Source organism: Paraburkholderia fungorum (genome assembly GCF_902833645.1).
Classification (GTDB): domain Bacteria; phylum Pseudomonadota; class Gammaproteobacteria; order Burkholderiales; family Burkholderiaceae; genus Paraburkholderia; species Paraburkholderia fungorum.
In genome coordinates this window covers 288,275-305,972 of record NZ_CADFGE010000009.1, presented here as the reverse complement: position 1 = coordinate 305,972, position 17,698 = coordinate 288,275, and the positions used below count along the sequence as shown (strand labels likewise).

General features: G+C 57.7%; 19 protein-coding genes. 18 read left to right on the top strand and 1 reads right to left on the bottom strand.

Annotated elements, in window-relative coordinates:
- Window positions 1-122: 122 nt before the first annotated feature.
- Complete coding sequence (locus HWX91_RS26930) at window positions 123-1,448, bottom strand: replication initiation protein (protein WP_127837838.1); 1,326 nt, start codon at window positions 1,446-1,448, stop codon at window positions 123-125.
- Between the two features lie 1,840 nt (window positions 1,449-3,288).
- Between HWX91_RS26930 and HWX91_RS26925 the strand changes: the two genes are divergently transcribed.
- The 18 genes from HWX91_RS26925 (at window position 3,289) to HWX91_RS26840 (ending at window position 17,636) form a co-directional block, all read left to right on the top strand.
- Window positions 3,289-3,489, top strand: a complete 201-nt coding sequence (locus HWX91_RS26925) for a hypothetical protein (RefSeq protein ID WP_028195408.1) — start codon at window positions 3,289-3,291, stop codon at window positions 3,487-3,489.
- Between the two features lie 783 nt (window positions 3,490-4,272).
- Window positions 4,273-5,001, top strand: a complete 729-nt coding sequence (locus tag HWX91_RS26920; protein WP_042274386.1) for a ParA family protein — start codon at window positions 4,273-4,275, stop codon at window positions 4,999-5,001.
- Window positions 5,002-5,013: 12 nt separating this feature from the next.
- Window positions 5,014-6,216, top strand: a complete 1,203-nt coding sequence (locus HWX91_RS26915) for a ParB/RepB/Spo0J family partition protein (RefSeq protein WP_052660663.1) — start codon at window positions 5,014-5,016, stop codon at window positions 6,214-6,216.
- Between the two features lie 51 nt (window positions 6,217-6,267).
- Window positions 6,268-7,419 (top strand): hypothetical protein, encoded by a 1,152-nt coding sequence (locus HWX91_RS26910; RefSeq protein ID WP_028195409.1) that lies wholly within the window; start codon window positions 6,268-6,270, stop codon window positions 7,417-7,419.
- 367 nt (window positions 7,420-7,786) lie between these two features.
- Window positions 7,787-8,704: a thiol:disulfide interchange protein DsbG gene (gene dsbG, locus HWX91_RS26905; RefSeq protein WP_028195410.1), complete on the top strand. Its 918-nt coding sequence runs from the start codon at window positions 7,787-7,789 to the stop codon at window positions 8,702-8,704.
- Between the two features lie 4 nt (window positions 8,705-8,708).
- Entirely contained in the window at window positions 8,709-9,251 is a 543-nt protein-coding gene (locus HWX91_RS26900) for a 1-acyl-sn-glycerol-3-phosphate acyltransferase (protein WP_042274388.1), read from the top strand.
- Window positions 9,252-9,595: 344 nt separating this feature from the next.
- Window positions 9,596-9,997 (top strand): hypothetical protein, encoded by a 402-nt coding sequence (locus tag HWX91_RS26895; protein WP_127837837.1) that lies wholly within the window; start codon window positions 9,596-9,598, stop codon window positions 9,995-9,997.
- Between the two features lie 161 nt (window positions 9,998-10,158).
- Complete coding sequence (locus HWX91_RS26890) at window positions 10,159-10,641, top strand: hypothetical protein (RefSeq protein WP_028195412.1); 483 nt, start codon at window positions 10,159-10,161, stop codon at window positions 10,639-10,641.
- A gap of 229 nt (window positions 10,642-10,870) precedes the next feature.
- On the top strand, window positions 10,871-11,812 hold the full coding sequence (locus HWX91_RS26885) for a hypothetical protein (protein WP_028195413.1): 942 nt from the start codon (window positions 10,871-10,873) through the stop codon (window positions 11,810-11,812).
- A gap of 113 nt (window positions 11,813-11,925) precedes the next feature.
- On the top strand, window positions 11,926-12,690 hold the full coding sequence (locus HWX91_RS26880) for a toxic anion resistance protein (protein WP_028195414.1): 765 nt from the start codon (window positions 11,926-11,928) through the stop codon (window positions 12,688-12,690).
- Between the two features lie 2 nt (window positions 12,691-12,692).
- Window positions 12,693-13,820 carry a toxic anion resistance protein gene (locus HWX91_RS26875; protein ID WP_042274391.1) on the top strand — a complete coding sequence of 376 codons (1,128 nt, stop codon included), beginning with the start codon at window positions 12,693-12,695 and terminating at the stop codon, window positions 13,818-13,820.
- Window positions 13,817-14,899, top strand: a complete 1,083-nt coding sequence (locus HWX91_RS26870; RefSeq protein ID WP_028195416.1) for a hypothetical protein — start codon at window positions 13,817-13,819, stop codon at window positions 14,897-14,899. The genes HWX91_RS26875 and HWX91_RS26870 overlap by 4 nt, the downstream gene beginning before the upstream one ends.
- 58 nt (window positions 14,900-14,957) lie before the next feature.
- On the top strand, window positions 14,958-15,401 hold the full coding sequence (locus HWX91_RS26865; protein ID WP_028195417.1) for a hypothetical protein: 444 nt from the start codon (window positions 14,958-14,960) through the stop codon (window positions 15,399-15,401).
- Window positions 15,402-15,487: 86 nt separating this feature from the next.
- Window positions 15,488-15,733, top strand: coding sequence for a hypothetical protein (locus tag HWX91_RS26860; RefSeq protein WP_028195418.1), 246 nt, complete (start codon window positions 15,488-15,490; stop codon window positions 15,731-15,733).
- 413 nt (window positions 15,734-16,146) lie between these two features.
- Window positions 16,147-16,404 (top strand): hypothetical protein, encoded by a 258-nt coding sequence (locus tag HWX91_RS26855; protein WP_028195420.1) that lies wholly within the window; start codon window positions 16,147-16,149, stop codon window positions 16,402-16,404.
- Window positions 16,401-17,189 carry a hypothetical protein gene (locus HWX91_RS26850; protein ID WP_127837836.1) on the top strand — a complete coding sequence of 263 codons (789 nt, stop codon included), beginning with the start codon at window positions 16,401-16,403 and terminating at the stop codon, window positions 17,187-17,189. Before HWX91_RS26855 ends, HWX91_RS26850 begins: the two co-directional genes overlap by 4 nt.
- A gap of 61 nt (window positions 17,190-17,250) precedes the next feature.
- Window positions 17,251-17,421 (top strand): hypothetical protein, encoded by a 171-nt coding sequence (locus tag HWX91_RS26845; protein ID WP_156034505.1) that lies wholly within the window; start codon window positions 17,251-17,253, stop codon window positions 17,419-17,421.
- Between the two features lie 11 nt (window positions 17,422-17,432).
- Entirely contained in the window at window positions 17,433-17,636 is a 204-nt protein-coding gene (locus tag HWX91_RS26840; RefSeq protein WP_042274393.1) for a hypothetical protein, read from the top strand.
- Window positions 17,637-17,698 lie beyond the last annotated feature (62 nt).

The following is a 17,698-nucleotide window of genomic DNA, read 5'->3' as shown; positions in this document are numbered from 1 at the left end:
TCGAATTTGCGACTTAGCGGCGCGACATTTCGCATCAAAAAAATGTCTTTTCGAGCCGGCGGGATAGCTGCTTCACCGTGTATCGCGTAGGAACGCGTTGCTTTCCGTTATCAGCTAGAACGCTAGACGGTGACCTTCGCCTTCGTCATCAAGAATTGCAAAACGTCGCTGTCAGTCGGCTTGCCCCAAGTGTCGTCTGCAAGCCACGTAAAGAACGCAGTTTCGGAAGCTTTTTTCATCTTTGACGCCGATGTAATTTTCAGCAGAGCCGTCTCCTGCTGCTCGTTGTAGCGATCGATCAATGCGGCCTGCTCCGCAGGATCGAGTTCCAGGAAGTAACGTCGGCTTTCCGCTCTTCGATCTGCGCCAAACAGCGCATGCACTTCCTCCGAAGTGGTCGTCACACTCTGTTTGGAAGACGCTGCGGCTGTCGCGCTTTCGACCTTATCTGATCCCACTGCATAGCCTTGTTTTAGCGCATTCCGGAAGTAGGCCGAAACGCTACCCAGCGGTGCAAGCTTCGAGGTCATGCGTTGCTCCACATACTGGACCGCCCTCGTCACAGCATCAGTACCAAAAGTCGCCAGCAGCTTGCGGGCCTCCGAATACGGCACCCCGAGCTTCTTGACGGATGAGAGCACCTCGATGTCTGATGGCTCGATTACCTCTTGTTTAACCTTTTCCTTGACGAGGAATTGCAGAGCTGAAATTGAGCGTCCTTCCTTGATCTCAACCAGTTCAAAGTTGTGGTCCGATTTCGTGTTGATCTCGTCCAATGCCTTTAAAAGAACGGCTCGCTTAAACTCTTTATACACAGCGTACGATCCCCTGCGCCACTCCATGCCGACGATGAGATCACGCCATATATCAACGGAAAGTACAGGGGTCTTCCCGATTCCCGCGTACCTGAGAACATTCTGATAGACAGGCGCGGTAACCGCTTTACTGAAGCGATTCATGATTCGGAAATCTATCCACGCCCAGATCTCCGGGTTCATGAAAAGCTCACGTAAATTGTCCGCGTAGTGGTAATTCAGTACGCCGCCTTTGGAAATCTTTGCACCGGCCAGCAAAGCACTCGAATTCCATTCGCCCTTGTTGAGTCCAGCCAAGTAATCCCAGTTCACCCCAAAGGTGACGAGTTCATCGATGATCGCCTTGATGTACCGCGTATTGTTTGAGTTCTCAAGGCCGATTTTCTTGGACAAGTCTCCAATACTTATCGTGTACCAAATTCGCGTTGGATCGACTTTATACTGGTCATTGGCGTGCTTCAGCAACGCATCGAACACCCGGTACTGCTGCAGCGTCATTGGGCCTTCTCTCGGCGCCATATGCACTGCAGAGACTGCCTTCTTATAGGGCTCAGGCAACTCAACATCTGGAAACAGGCCGAACTGATCAGCCGCCCTTCCCGCACTCAGCGTCGTTCGTTTTCTCGCAACCACGGTCTCAGGTCCTGTGCTAGAGGGTCGGCCCCATTGTACCGAAAGGTGGAAAACTGTGCGGCATTGTTACACCGTTCCGAGGTGGGGTGCTTTGGGATGAACCGGCTATGCGGCCGCGCGTCAATCAGGCAAGTTACAGACAGAGACTCGCTCCGACGGGGAAGTTTGATTTATCAAAGGTTTTTCGAAGTCGGCGCTCACATCCCCAATCGCCTTTACCATAACGATCCACTTTTACCCGATTGAATGGTGTAGTTTTTTGGTATCCACTGCGCCGGGCACCCCAAAATCCTACACCTTTGAATGCACGGCGGCCGCGGTTACGGGGTAACGGGGCGATTTTGTCCCATAACGTTACACCGACCGACCTCCCACCACGAAGATGAAGCCCAAATGTGTACACCCGCGAGCCAGGACGATGGCGGCCCCATAACCTTACACCGTCACGCTTTGAAGCAACCGGTGTGCGCTTCCCATAGCTATACACCTCGCCGGCGTGCTAAACGCGAGACGTATCCCTTAATTGCTCGCTCAATGCGCGTAGGCCCTCATCCGACAATCCTTCGCCAAACCGGCACCTGCTGCGCCGCAACGTGTCCGAAAGCCGCGGTCCGGATCCGCCCGCCTCCTCGCGGGGCAATCGCAGGAAGCGCACTATCACATCGGGGCGATCATCCCAAAAGGCCCCACCTTTTCGTAGGTGTAAAAATCCCATGATCAACCACCTTAACGAATACCTCCACGTCCAGCACCTCGCCCATCCGGGTATAGGCCATCCCAAAAGAGCACACCTACAACAACTCAGGGCTTTCCCAACATCGTCCACCTAAACGCTAAACCCAGCTTCGCCCCATAAAGCCCCACCTTCGGCCCATACCCACACACCTGTAACCCCATAGGCGTACACCCTGTCCCCATATCCACTCACCATTCAGCCCATACGCTTCCACCCGATGTCCCAAAGGGGTACACCGGTTCGCCCTGAAAGCCTTACCCAGCAAGGAGTTCAGCCGGCGTAAACGTATTAAAGGGGTTGAAGTGTTTTATATAAAGACTGAAACCACGCGCAGTGCATTCTGCCAAATATTGTTGGAGCGCTGGCTAACGAACATCGGAAGTCTCGGCCCACGACAATGAGACAGCAACAAAAAAGAGCCATGCATGCGCTATGGTCTTGGAAGCACCCGCGGCGTCGAATCACCCTAAAAGGTTAATGTCGGACATCGGCAAGAAACCACGAAGCAGGTTTTCGCCGCAGGAATAACCGGGCGGCAACTGACGTGAGCAAAAGCGCAGTGAGTCTAACCTCGCTAAGTGCCTTCAACCAGATCCGAGGGGTGATCAACAGTACGCGCGCCCTTCCAGACCGCAAGCTTTCCCTAAGAGCGCAACAGCTAAGGATCCGCGCGCTTGAATTGGATGGTCAGCCGTGGCGAGCCTGAGCGACGCGGGTGGGCCTACTTACGTAGTAGCAATTCCAAGAAGAGGCTGGAGCGGTAACCCCCTAGCGCCAGGACCGGCAAGGTCTGCGCAGTGCTACCGAACGCGGGTCTTTAGTGCCTGGCTGGCGAGGAAACTTTCGCAGCAGTGAGAATTGCGAACCTGATGCTCGTTTGAGGCCGAGCAGACCTGCAGCAAGAATAAGATGAGCACAGGCGGGCAGTCAACAGTTTGCTCAGACAAACTCCGCGTCCGCCCTACCCGAGCCATCAACCGTCAAATTGAACAGGTCAATCGCATGACAACGTAACACGTTGCACCTCGCCCCACTCTCCCCTTCCCCTTCCTCTGCAGTTTGTTTGAACAAACTCCGACCGCAGACTAGCCCGGGCGCCCATCTGTGTCGCTCGATCATCCGCCACGCACCTACACAAAACGCGAGTTCGAGTCGCTGTCCAGGTTTGTTCAAACAAACCGCAGATTGATTTGCGTCCCGTCAATCGAGACGCGCCGACCGAACTTTGCTCAGACAAACTTCGATGAGCCGCTGGCCGGTTTGTTGAAAGGCATTCGCCCGGCGCAGGTGCGCAACTTTGTTTGAACAAAGCCGCATGTATGTCGCTGAGCACGACGGACCGTCGCACGGTCTCGCGAGGCCATGGGCGAAATGACAGGAGTTTGTTTGAACAAACTCTCGAGGCGCCGACCAACCGACGGGTCTGAGAGCGTCGCCTGTTCGAGCTATCGCGCGGGAAAGCTGCCACCAGGCTCTACAGTTTGCATTGAGCGCCCATAGCTGGCGCTGACGCCAGCTGGGCATACGGATAGACGTGTGCGCGGACCGGGGCGAGGTCCTGGACGATGTGCTGGGCGTACCGGTTTGTTTGGACAAACTTTCCCTCGCGACCGTTAGTTGGCCGGTAACGAGGCAGGTCAATTGGGCTTCCTGGAAGTCGAGGGCGGAAGAGTCAGGCGCTGCGCTATGGCTGCGCCTATTTAGGCTATGGCAGGACGGTTTGTTTGAGCAAAGAGTTCGTGGGGCATTTCGCTTGGCGTTTGTCGGCCGGGAGGAGGGCGGGAAGCTGGGAGCGGCATACGACGTCGAAGGCGGCGGTCGATCGCTAGGCGTGTGCGTACCTCGCTGTTCGGGGGGCTGACATGATCTGCTTTGTTTGGACAAACTCTAGAGCACCGTCGAAACATTCAAAGGGAATGGCTCGACGACTTGCAACTCATCATATTGGCAACTATCATCGTAACTAATTTTCCGCCTTGAATATTTAACGTGAATTTTCGGGTGGATTTGGTCATCAGGTGATGCTGATGAGAGCGGCGAAGAGTTTGTTTGAACAAACTCTTCTAACCACGTTCATGCGAGGAACGGATGAGTACAAAAGCAGAGAAGGGCGGGGAAGATCAGGGCGCCGGAGCGAAGATCATTTTCGTAACCAACCAGAAGGGCGGCAGCGGCAAGTCTGTGACGGTGATGAATCTCGCGGCGGGCCTGCATCAATTCGGCGCCCGCGTGATGGTCGTCGACATTGATCCGCAAAACACGATTGTCAGCTGGTTCAATAACGGGGAGGACATCCCGTTCCCGTACAGCAATCTTGCAGCTGCGACCGACAAAGCGCCGCGGGAGATCGAAAAGCTCATGTCTTCGTATGATTTCATCATCATCGACGGCCGTCCGCAGGTGGACAAGAAGGTTTCGCAGATGCTGATCATCAGTGACTTGATTGTGATTCCTTTGCGCCCAAACACGATGGACTTCGGCGCAACGAAAGTCCTCATGGACCAAATCCACCTCGTGCAAGAGGAGGACAACCCGGATCTCAAGTTTGCCTACCTTCTGAATCAGGTCGCGGACGAACGCCGGATGCTGTTTACGCTGTGTCACGACGAAATTAAAGAAAAGGGTTATCCGTTGTTCAAGACCTACATCCGGATGCGCGAATGCTACCCGCAGGCGTATGCCGTCGGTGCCACCGCATATGCGCCGCATCGCGCTTTCCGTCCTGCCGCTTCCGAAGTAAGTGCGTTGACCGAAGAGGTTGTCGAAATGCTTGGCGTTGGCGATCGTTTCCGCTCGCCGAAGAAAACGAAGGCCTGAGGAGGGTAGGTTATGTCCAAGAATCCGCTCATGGCGAAAATGCGCTCGTCCTTGCAGAAAGACGGGCAGTCGCCTCAACCCGAGTCGGTAAGCGCCGTTGAGGCTCCGCTTGCAATGCGTAACCGATTCCGCCTCGCGGAGGAGCTCGATGTGCCGTCGGCAACTCAAGCTCCTGCGGCCAAGGGACCGGCAGCCCTCGCTCTGGCGCCTCTGCCTGAAGATACCGAGTGGAGCGCGGAGTACCGTCGCTGGTGTCTTGAAAACAGCTACCAACCTGGTTCGACGATTGAGGTGAGCCTGAGCCAAGTGAAAGAGTCGGTATTTAACCCGCGGCACTTCTACTTGGCCAGGCGTCTCGAGGATCTCACCGCGAGCATTGCTGAGGGAGGGCAGCAGCAACCGATTCATGTGGTGCCCGACTATGACAATCCGGGTGAATTCTTCGTGCACGACGGTGGTCGCCGCGTGCGGTCGATGCGGGGCCTCAAGTACGCCAAAGCACGCGCGATGGTTGTCGACGTTCCCATCGGCATCCAAAGCTATAAGCTTGGCTATGAGCTCAATACGCGCCGAGAAAACCAGACGCCGTTCGACAACGCGGTGAAGTGGACCTACCTCCTTGAGAACAAGCACTTCGCCAGCCAGAAGGAACTCGCTGAGACCCTCGGTCAGGACGAGTCCATCGTTTCTCAAACGCTGACGATCGGCAAGCTGCCCGAGGAGGTCATGTTCGAGATGATATCGAGCCAGGAGCGATTCCCCGTTCGGGTGGCCTATGAGGTCAGTAAGTTCCACCAAGACAACGGCGGGGACATGGAGAAAACCCTCGACCTCGTCGAACGTATCGTCCGTCTCGACATGAAGCAACGACAGGTCATCGAGTTTCGCTCTCGCTTCAATGCGACGCGTCGCGGAGCCGACGCGTCCGGCGCAACCAGGTCTCCTCGCCAGCGCTCAGTTCCAGTTGCTCCAGTGCCTTCGGTCGCCCCTGCGGATCGGCAGACTCAGCCGCAGGGCGAGCAAGGCCCTGGCCTCGCAGATCCGCAGGTCCACGAGCGAACGAACCAAGAGTATCGATCGGCTGACGGGAAGATTCACGCGGTGCTAGTGGAGCGAGATGGCGGCCTTGTTCTCGACGTTCACGCAGAGACCGATGCGGAACTGTCGACGATCGCGCAATCGCTCCGGCATCTGTTGACGAACATCGTTCGCTAAAAGTAGGCGGACCGGCGCTTTCTCCGGCCGCGAACTCCACACGAGAGCTGTATGGCAAATCTGGTTTATGGAAAGCAATTTGATCGCGTCGCTCCCAGCGGCCGCACGGTCAGTATCTGTCTCGGGGTTGCTGCTACGTTGACCTCGTTGCTCATCACGGTGATCGCTGGCGAAGAGAGAGGGGCGACTTGGGCTGAGAAGGCTGTCTGGGTTGCCACGGGCGTCGTGATCCTGTTGGCCGCGCATCTCTTGCCAGCGTTGACCAAGGGCTCGCGCGCCTCCGTAAAGGGCATGGTGTTACCCATCTGGATTGGTGCGCTTCTCGCGACGGGGTACACCCATGCCACGTTCTTTCTGAACGCACAGGGCAGGGTAGGGGAGCAACGCGCTACCAGCGTTGCGGCGATGGCGCCTGTTTCTGCGGTCCAGTCCACGCCAAGCTCCCGCGGCCGAACCCAAATTGCTGTTGATGGAGCCGCCGTGCTCCGAAATCTGGCGCTTCTCGACGCCCGCCGATGCAGTGTCGATTGCGGGGCTGTGGCTGCGCGGCGCAAAACGCTTTCGGCCCGACTGGAGGCTCTCAGGGTGGAGGATGCCGAGGCGGTTCGAGCGGAGAGGATCTCCGACGCACGGATGGCCGCTGTCGACCGCAGCGAAAAGGCTCAGGACGATGCGCGCGTGGACCCCTTCGTGGCCGATCTGGCGAGCTTACTGCGTCTGGGAACCGCCCAGATCAGCCTGATTGTGGCCATCGTTCTGGGCTGGCTCGTAGATGCTGTGGCGGTTGTTTCATGGGCATCGGTGGCGCGGCCGCAGATGCGAACGATCATGGCGGAAAGCGCGCCCTGTCCCCCTGTATCAGCGCTGACTCGTCAGCCGAGCCGCGGGTCTGCTGTTCCGGCCGTGGTGGTGCGGGTCGCCGCGAACGAGCCTGTTCTGAGCAAAGAACCCGCAGCCCAGCTCATCGCGCAACTTGAACCGCCAGTTGGCCCCGCCGTTGCCAATCTCGTCGCGACGGATGCGCGGGAGGAAGTGGTGGACTTGGCTGATCTCGCGACGGCTATCCGTGCGGGCAAGGCAAAGACCACGCTGATCTCGATCCGCACCCACCTCGGCTGCACAGACAGTGCGGCCATGGCTCTTCGGCGCCGTCTGGCCGAGGAACACCCAGACCTGTTTCGGCCCATGCCGCGGGTTGGCTAATTCTTGGCCGAAGTTAATATACGGACAGCCGCTCCATAACTTCAAACACGCGCCCCATGGGCGCGTGGCTACCAAGGATGGCACGGCGAGGTTACACCGAACGACTGTCCGTGAAACAATTGTTTGGTTAATAAATGCCGCATTTTTTCGTTCTAAAATAATGGGTTAAGGCTAGTTTTTGGCATTTTCTAGCGCGACGTTTCACGGTCTCGCGTATTTTCGGGCCCGTGTTTTGCCGAATTATCTGGCGATTGCACGAATCAACCCGCCGAGTCGCCGAAACGTGTTGTTCAATACGTATTTTGTAGTTTTATTATGTTCCCGCAGAGGGGGTGAAACTTTCGCGTCCATTGCCGTATAGGAGGGAATGGACACTCAACAAGCTCACCTTCCGGTTTCGATAGCCGGCGACCGCCTCGACGGCGTCCGTCGGGTACTCTTGATCGCCGCCCTATACATGGGCCTTCCCTCATCGCAAGCTGCGGCGGCTCCTATTGCCGCGACGTCCGACCCCGTTGTCCGTGTGCCGGCCAGCGCGGAAATTCCATCCGTAGTACGCGTAATCGCGCCCGGGCCGGGGCAGGTTGTCGGGACGTTTGATGCGCCCGGCGGTTTCAAGGGCTGGCTTGTTATGGAGGGCCATCCATTTGCGGCGAAGGTGGTGTTCACGACGCCGGACAAAAAGTACCTTTTGATCGGTGATCTCGTCGGCCCGGATCGATTTGATCTTACCGAGCGGTATACCGAGGAGCTGGTCAAGCGGCCACTGCTCGAGCACGCCTGGCCGGACATAGAGCGGGCCGCCGCCGTTCGAGAGGGGGCATCGAGCCCGAAAGCTGTCATCTACGCATTCGCGGATCCGAATTGCATCTATTGTCACTTGCTCTGGAAAGCTCTCCAGCCATACGAGGCTGCGGGGCTTCAGGTGCGCTGGATCTTGATCGGTCTCATCAAACAGGATTCCTTTGGCAAAGCCGCTGCGATGCTCGAAGCGAAAGATCCTTCGGCGGCTATGCGCCGACTGCAGGCCGGCTATGTCGAGGCGTCCGAGAGTGGCGCCATCCAGCCCGTCGTGGGTAGCTCCGCCACGCAAGCGGCGTTGCACGCGAACATGGATCTATTCAAGCGACTTCAGCTCTATGGCACGCCGGCCATTCTCTATAAGGATCGCGTCACCGGCCAGCCGGTCGCCCGACAAGGGTTCCCACGTTTGCGCGATCTCAGCCAAATTACCGGCCTGCCCCTGACGCACAGCACCGACCCCGAACTGACTCGCTACTGGTGATCCCATGAATATTCCTCGCCTTAAAGCGGGTTTGCGCTACGTATTACGCCCGGTCCTGCTGCGCATGTTTCGCGTGCGCGTGACATACAAGGCTTCGACGACCGCGATACTGAGCTCGGGGGCGTCGTGCATTCTCGTTTGCAATCACGTTTCCCTGTTGGACGGGATCATCGTTGCGCTGGCATCTCCGGTCCCACTTGCGTTCGCAGTTGACACGGAATACTCCCGCGGAGCAGGGGGCTCGACCCGTTTGCTGCAGATGCTGGCGTGGCTCGGTTTCGGAAAGATCGTTCCGGTCGACGCGACCGCGCCGTTCGGCATACGGAGCTTGCTGACCGAGTTGATGCGCGGTGGTCGAGTGATGGTGTTTCCTGAAGGGCGAATTTCAGCGACGGGGCAGCGGGGGGGCGACCAGCCAGGCGTGAAGTGGCTTACCGACCGCTCAGGAGTTGCCGTAGCGGAACTTGAAATTCGAGGTGCCGAGCAAAGCCGCTTATTCGCTAAAAGCGGTTCGGCCCTGTGGCCACGAATCAGGCTCCTCTTTTAAGCTCCGGCTCGGATTCATTCGGATCCGTGGCAAAGGAACCATTGAGGACATTCATGGCAACACAGACCGATAAGAGCGTAGGGCGCCCAATTTTGGAATTGGAGAAGAAAGGAGGGCGCGGCAGGCTGAACTTCAGGCCGCAATTGCCGTTATACGCAAGAGGGTTGATGAGAATATGAATTGACTTCAGAAGAGTCCCGAAGCGGGGACCGCTGATCTGGCTTGCATCAGCTAAGAAGCCGGATAAATTGACTACTAGCTGAGCAATGCATATCGCGCGGTGCGCTTGCTCAAAGGCAATCCGCTAACGCATCGCGCGCGTTTCTACTTTACCGAGGATTCTCATGTTTAAGTATCTGGCTACAGCTGTTATGGCTCTCATGCTCGCGGCCTGTGGTGGCCACGCAGGTTCGAGTGATCCGCTTGCGGGTACCTGGGGTGTCAAGGTCGGCGATACCGTCAAGCCGTTCCTGAAGGTCGAGAAGGACGGCGATCAGTACACCGTGTCCGACTACAAGAACGGAGGCTGGGAACCACTGAAGGAGCAGATCAAGGCCATGACGCCGGAGGATCTTGCGAAGCTCACTGGCCGCAAGGAGCCGGATAGCGTCGTCGGCATCCAGGCCAACACGTTCGCCTTTTTCCACGTTGCCGTAGGCTGGTCGGTGCCGGGCTTTGCTACGCAGACGGGCTATGTGATCTTCGTCCCGATCAAACTCGTCGACCTGCAGCGAATCTCGGCGTAAGTCTCGCGGCGGCGCCATGGTGATTGTTCGCTCCGACTCTCAGGCCTTGGGTTAGCGCCTGGGGCAACGCAAGAGTGTGTGTCGGCTGCACAGATGCATGATTTGACGTTCAGGCGGATCGCCCCGACATCCGGCCGGTAGCCGGTGACTAGAGGATCGTAATGAAGAAAGGGTTTCTTGCGTGCGCGCTTGCCGTTGTTTCGTTGACATCGATGGCTGAGGCGCCGGGGTATGGTCACTACGACGTGAAGCTGCTGAAGGATGGGCGCGAGATTTTCGTCGGTGATACATCGCTCAATACGCCCGTTCCACTCTTGTACCGCGACGGCCACGAGGTCAGCGAGGTGGCCTGCACGCATTCGAGCGGTATGAAGTCGATGAAAGCAGAGCAAAGATTCATCGGCGTGGCCGTGCGTGTCGCGCGTCGCGCGGACGATCCCCGTCAAGCCGAAGTGGAGATCGAAGATACTCATCTGCTGAGCATGGACAAGTCTTCGGATGGCGACTGCGCCTCCCTGACAGCCAAAACCGATGGTCTGCCGAACACGAAACTTTCTGTGCGTCTGCCGGTGGAGAATGAGACGGTCAATGTGCCCGTCAGCGGAGGCCGCTACAGCCTCGAGATCACCCATCGCATTGACTAATCGGGATTCCATGGGTGAGAGGCATGGGACTCCCCATGCCCCAGCGTTAGAGGAGGATGCATGCGCTTGATTTTCCGAGTGGTGGCAGTTTGTGTTCTCGGTGGAGTTGTCTGCATCCTCGCTGGTTGCAACACCTTTGCTGGAATAGGCGAAGACATAACGGGTTCGGCTCGCGCTCTGCAGCGGGCGATGTAAGTGGTCATCCACAGATACACATTCAGGCAATTCGATGGCAACGATCACCGCGACCGGGCCGCTAAAAGCAGTGAAGGACGGAAGGGTCGACTGGACAAACATCGGCCTGATTATCTTCGCCTGTGTGTGCGCACATGCATTCCCATGGCAGACGCTGATCCTCTCCTATGCGGTGCTCGGCCCCGGCCATTATCTGACCGAGATTTCCTGGCTGCACGATCGGCAGTATTTCGTGCGCGGCAACTGGTTTCTTCCATGCGCGAGCACGCTGGCCGTATTTCTTACGGTCGTCGCATTTGTACGAGGGGAGTCGTCCTCGTGGCTCGCTTGTGGTCTCTTGCTCTCGAGTCTATTCGCGGCACTCATTGGCGTAGCCGGATGGAAAAGTGCAGCGATAGCCGCCGCGGTGGGCGCAGCGGCTATCGCCTCGACCTCCAAACACCTACCAGCGATCGCGTTGGCGGTCGCAATCCTCCTTCCCACGGTTGTGCACGTTTTTTTGTTCACTTTGGCTTTCATGACACAGGGAGCGCGGAGGTCGGGGAACGCAGCCGGCTACCTGGCGGTTGGAGCACTGATACTCGCAGCCACCTCGTTCGAGGCACCGCTCGGCGCTGTCACGCAGGCAGGCGGTATGAGCGCGCAGGCCGCCATGAGCTACTTCCAGCCGATTGTCCATGAACTGGGGCACTTTGGCTTCGACTCAAGCGACACTAGCCGCGTCGTGGGCTTTCTCGGTTTCGCGTATGCCTATCATTTTTTGAACTGGTTCAGCAAGGTCGAGATTATTCGTTGGCATAAGGTGCCGCCGATTCGCCTGATCATGATGCTTTACTTCTGGGGAGCGATCCTCGTTACCTACTGGATTAATTTTGCACTCGGCTTCATGGTCAGCTTACTGTTGAGCAACCTGCACGTACTGCTTGAGTTCCCCTTAAACATTCGGGCCTTCGTTGCGCTGCCGCCGAGGAACTAACTTGCGCTGGGCGAGTGGCGTGCCAGACTGAGTCCAGGTTGGTGTCGGGAAACGATATATTCCGGAATTTGCCCCGCCCGGTTGGGTGGTCGATCAACAAACTGAGTTCGTAGATGACGCTGAGCGTTGAACATATCAAGGCGGAGATGCTCCCGAAGCTCTTCGCCAATTCGGCGGCGATCGCGGAGTACGGCAATACGGCGGGCGGAGCCGCGGCGATCAACGAGATCTCTGACCTGATGGAGAGCGGCTGGGTCGGGTCGCTCGCAGAGCGCATTGCCCAAATCGTCGGGAAACTCCAGGACGCCGACCCCGAGCGGATCTCCCGCCCGTCGACATGGCTGGAACGGCTGACCGGGAAGCCCTTGGAGCGCCAGTTGCGGTACCAAGTGGCTCGCAAGTCGCTTGACGAATTGATTGCCGACACCGAAGGCGTTGCGCAGGGAGTGCGAGATACGCTCAAACGGATTGACGAAGTGATCTCTACTCACGCGGCCGATTCCGATGCGTTGCGGCTGTATATCCAGGCGGGTCGCGAATTTCTCGACGAGAACCCGTTGGCTGGTGAAATTCAGGGAGGTGTCGTCGAGTTCGATCGGCCGCGCGAACGCTTTGCTCGCAAGCTTGCCAACATGGCTACTCTACTGGCGTCGAACGAAATGAGCATCATCCAGATGAAGATGACTCGGGCTCAGGCGGTCGACATGCTGGATCGTTATAACGAGGCCGTCACGGTCATGGTGCCTGTTTGGCGTCGGCATACGTTGGCGCTGATCACTACCACCAACATGAACTCAGCTCTGATTGGGGAGGCGACGAAGGCGCACCGTGCGCTCGTTACCAGCCTCGCCAAGAGCCTTGAGGGAATCAAACAGTAATCATGGGGCAGACCACGATGAAACTCGACTTGCAAACGCGCCCGGCCACGGGCACCTTCGATCTCAGCGCCACGAACCTAAATGCGCTGGGTCTCCGCGAAGACGACGTCGCCGAAGTCCAGCAGGTTGCGCTTCGCCTACAACCGACGAATCCTCTCAGCGTCGCCGAGTTCGGTCGCGACGTCGCGGATCACGCGTCGCGTTACGCCGACGGCCTGCTCGAGCAGGTGCGAAACAGCGATCTCGACGAGGCGGGCGCGAAGCTTACCAAGGTAGTGAACATCGCGCGCGAGCTCAACGTCTCGGCACTCTCCAATAACCGATCGAAGATTCCGGTCGTCGGTCCCCTGATCGACAAGTTCCGCGTCCGCACGCGCAATTTTGTGGGCCAGTTCGACACGACGCGCGGGCAGATCGAGAGCCTCGTCGGCGAAGTTCAGACCACGCAGGAAAACGTTGCCCAGCGGAACGAAGGTCTCGAGCAGATGTTCGGCTCCGTGCGCGAGGAGCACCGTCTGCTTGGCATCCATATCGCGGCCGGGAAAGTGCAGTACGCGCTGCTTACCCGGCAGGCCGACGAGTTGCGTCAGCAGGTCGGAAATGATCCGTCGCGGCTGCAGGAATTGTCGGATCTGGACGCCTACAACGCGAACCTCGACAAGCGGGTCGGTGATCTGGTCGCGCTGCAACAGAACGCGATGCAAACGCTGCCGATGATTCGCATGATCCAGGCAAACAACCAGATGCTTGTCGACAAGTTCCACACCATCCGCGAGATCACGGTGCCGGCGTGGAAGCGTCAGTTCATGCTCGCGCTGTCGCTCAACGAGCAGCGCAACGCCGTGGAACTCGCCACTACGATCGACGACACTACGAACGACCTCCTTCGCCGGAACGCTGCTCTCTTGCATCGCAACTCGGTTGAAACCGCTCGCGCGAATCAGCGCCTGGTCATCGACGTCGACACGCTACAGGCAGTCCAGACAGAACTGATCAGCACCGTTCAGGACGTCATTCGCATCCAGAAGGATGGCGCCACGCAACGTGTCGCTGCCGAAAAGCAGATCGAAGCCATGCGCCTCGACCTGCGTGCCAAGCTCACGAACCAGGGCGTCCGGGAGGCCGCGTGAGCCAACAGGTAACCGATTTCAAGGCGGAGATCGTTACCCTTGGCGAGAGGGCAACGAAGTTGGTGCGATACGGATCGCTCGCCGGCGCTGCTGCAGCCCTGTCCGCTGGACTGGCTGTGTACTTTGGGCTGAAGGCTCATTGGGCGGTACCGGCAGCGGTGATCAGTTCGCTCGACATTCCCCAGTCAATTCTCGCGCATATTTCTGATGCGGTCCCGAGCGCGGGAGACGCATCTTCTCTTGGTGGTAGTCCGCTCTCTGGTGCGTTGAACTCGATGGTTTCAGTTCTAGGCGGATTAGGGAAGATGATTGCCCCGTTGGGTTTCATTGTCGGCGTCCCGATGACCGTCCTGAGCCAGGACGGGACAATCAGAGCGATAGGTAAACTTGCAGTTGGAGTTGGAATGCTTCTGCTGGCCCCAATGTTTATCCTAACCACAGTCGGTGGTCTGCCTGATAGCGATAGCAGCGCGCCACAGCTGAGCCCGCGGCAGGTCTTCATGCAGGCCGTAGATTCTCGGGATACGAAGTGGCTACGGGATACGTTTGCGAAGCCGTCAACGCTGGCCGAGCAGTATGTGCTGGCACAGATCGCGGTCATCGACCACAGTTCTGACCATCTCGGTGCCTTCGCCAAGACGATGAGCTCCAATCCCGAGGCGCTTCAGCAGGCCGGGCTGACCCCGCGCCCTGACGTGGCGTACGCAATCGACAAGTCGTATTTCAACGAACCTCGCTCGAGCTGGGCACAGTCGTATTTCCGGGAGGCGACGGGCCGCGTTCACCGCTTCAAGTCGTGGGAAAGCGTCGAGACAGCTTCATCGGGTCTGCTTTTGACCATCGCGCTTAGCCTCTTTGCCTTCGGTAAATCGATCCGCGCACGCCTGCGGCGTATCGATGACCTGCAACAGCACACACGGAAGCTGCGGTTTTCCGATCTCACTGAGGACCAGCTCGTGCAGACTATTCGCATGTTTCCGGGCGTGAATCGCGAGCACTCGTTCAAGTACATCTTGGACGAAGAGGGCAACGTCGTGCGCCGCGAGAAGGTGGAGAAGATTAATGCGGTTCTAACCTGACGGGCATGTAGCCACGTCATATCACGCGCACTCGAGATGAAAGAGGTCAGGACAACAGATGAACGAATCGGAGAGTGGCGACGGGTGCCATCACGGTGCTGCAGCGCGGTTGCATCAACGCTACGTCGACAACATGCGTAGCGTGGTTTTTGAGGCCGGGAAAAGCGCTGGCACCACGACGATGAATCCCTGGGCAAACGCCCCAGCCGCATATCTTGAGCCGCTGCTGCGGCGGATGTGCGATCTGACCAACGACGATCCAGAGTCGAAGGCCGAGATCGATGACCAGATCGAAGCGTTGGTCCCAGCGCTGGTTGAACTACGCGACGGCGGCTATCTGCAACTGCACATGGCCGCTGCGGCGTCATACGGCACGTTGGACGGGTTCATGCGGCTTGCCGGTGATGACCGTCTCACCCCTCTGTCGCGTGCACGATGCCAAGCGATCTGTAACCGGATGCTGGCTCGAAGCCTCAGGGCTTTATTTAATCGATTTCGGTAGTAGAAAGGTTCTGAACTGGGACGGCGCAGGACATCTGGCTGGTCTGGGGCTGCGCAGACGATGGCTGATTAGCGGAGAAATGGAAAGTGGGACTCGAGAAAACAATCAAGGCACGTGCGCTCGACATTCTTGGTGCCGTGGGTTTTATTGGTGATTGGTCCTCCTATGGATGGACGCAGCTGCTTGTCGCGGGGTTGCTAATTATCGGAGTGGTAACGGGACATGTTCGTTTCCTTCGGGCCATACAGCTTTTTGCGGAGAATGCGCTGATCGTCGCGGCCTTCGTGTTCGTTGCCGTCCAGGCGGAGAAGCTACGACTGAGAGTCCGGTGACCACGGACAGGCAAGTGATGAATGGGACGAAGTCTCTTGCACACCTTCCATATCGGTCCCGTGAATGCGCCAATCTCCGGTGTCGTTTCCGGACTTAGGCGAAACAAGGGGCTAGGAGAAAGACATGACAACTGCGGTTTGCAAGGCTTGTGGTGAATTGAAGTTCGGTGCTTGGTTACCGTGCGGAAAATGCGGCAAGACGACAAATTCGTTGTGGTTGAGCGACCATTACTTGTCGGAGCACGGTCTAAAAGTAGCGTCTCAGGCCATCAAGGCAGGGCAGACAGTATCCATCTCGAAGTGCTTGCCCTTTCTGTCTGCCAAGGCGAGGACGATGATTCTGTTACCGCCTATCGCGCTAGTCCTGTTGGTCATCAACGAGTTTGTTGCGAAGCACTGACGAGGAGAAAAGAATGTTCGAACTGCAGCAGATTGCCGCTCGACAAATCGAGGCGCGAGGCGGAAAGGTCTTCGCCTTCGACAAAGGCGTTTCGATGCTTCCGATCCTCAACCAACATGCGGAGAAAAAGTTGGATCGCATGCGTCGTTACGGTTCACGGAAGGTCAAAGTGACTATCCGCCGAAACGGTTGGCGTATGCCGGTATCCGCACTCGCGGCAGTGCGCTCGGCCGGTCGTCAATACGCGACCGGAACAGAGGGATGCTCATGAAGTCCATGTCACCTACGAGAGATACGCTGCTTGATCTTGCGTGTCTTTCGGCGCTATTGCGCATCGGAAGGCGGCACGATTACGGCAAGACTACGGCGCTGAGTGTCTTGGTTGGCGCCATTGGATCGGACATGCGGGAACTCGCCAAGGCCGCGCGTGAGAAAGGTGTTGACGTGCGGGAAAGTCCGTTTTGGGAGTCGCTTGAATACAAGGACTGCTACGAAGAGATTTTCGATCGCAACCGTCGCATCGAGGTGAAACACCTGACGCCGATGATTATCCATGACTGCCTGAGCCGCGGAAGTCGCCTTTGCTACTGTGATTGGACGATCACGGTTGGTGGCTCCCGCGAGGTAACCGGCGATTATGGCGAGCCGGCTTGGGCGTCGCGCATCTGGCTTCGGGTACCCGGCGCGGACGCTCTCGAGGAATACAGCGGGATCAGTCGCGATATGGCCCGCAAGCTCTACAGACGGATCACAGGGGAGGATTTCGAAGGGGTGGATACCCTCGGGATCGACGATCCTCACCCGGCTGAAGGCTACTCGTACACCGACGTGCTCCATTACCTAGAGATGGAAGGGCGACTTTCGCTCATTGTCTCGGAAGATCGTGGGCCTCACTGGGATGCATTCGCCAGGCTGTCTGTAAGCGAGCCAGCCGCTTGCGCTGCACTTTTCGATAACCTTGGTCGGTATCGCAACGAGGAAACTGGGTTTTGGGCATCTCGGCGATGCGAGCGATTCGACGCAAAGACCGGCGAATGGTATCGGGGGCAGGACTAACACAGAGGAAAATCCGGTAACACCTGATTGGGACATTCGGTGTCCCGTCCAAAGGAAAAGCATGGCCAAACTCTCTCAGGCTGCGGTCAAGATGCTTGAAGCAGCAGGATGCAGCGAAATTGCCGACGACTTTATCGTCATCGGCACGACCGATGTGCGGGTGCTTCTTTCGCATCGCGCCGTCGCGGACCTGAATGAACAGGCTCGCGAGTGGACCGAATCTCAACAGTGACCAGGTGTTTAATGGCTACGAAACGCGACGCGACGAAATCTGTGCGCTCTGGCGACGTCTGGTGCAGAGGATATTACTGCGCTGTCTCGGTGCTGCTTCGTGAAGAGGGGGTCGTCACGCCGGCCGTACGCAGCCTGTTCGATCAGGGCGGTGGTGCAGAGAACGCCGATCCAGACGATATCGCGCTGTTTCGCGAACACGGTTTGATCGCGTAGCAGACAACGGAAAAGCGCTCGCGCAGTTTTGCGCGGCCCAACAGGAAAACACTTGGCGTGAG